The organism is Pantoea sp. SIMBA_079 (assembly GCF_046940275.1).
Lineage (GTDB): Bacteria > Pseudomonadota > Gammaproteobacteria > Enterobacterales > Enterobacteriaceae > Pantoea > Pantoea borealis.
Genome location: NZ_JAWRYR010000255.1, coordinates 1 through 275 on the forward strand (window position 1 = coordinate 1; position 275 = coordinate 275).

1 protein-coding gene is annotated in these 275 nt (G+C 64.0%); it reads left to right on the top strand.

All coding sequences use genetic code 11. From position 1 onward, the window contains the following. Nucleotides 1-275 (top strand): ABC transporter permease subunit (locus tag SB719_RS19925; protein ID WP_412159704.1); only part of this gene is annotated, 275 nt, incomplete at both ends.

A 275-nucleotide genomic window follows, 5' to 3' on the forward strand; every position in this document is an offset into this window, starting at 1 on the left:
TCCACCGGAGGGGTAATCACCGTTCTGGTGCTGGTGTTCTACCCCTATGTCTACTTGTTGGCACGCACGGCCTTCCTGGCTCAGGGCAAGGGGCTGATGGAGGCGGCGCGGGTACTTGGGTTGTCACCCCTGCAGGCGTTCTGGCGGGTGGCCCTGCCCATGGCGCGGCCGGCGATCGGTGCCGGTATCGCCCTGGCGCTGATGGAAACCCTGGCCGACTTCGGTGCAGTGGCCGTATTCAACTTCGACACCTTCACCACGGCCATCTACAAGAC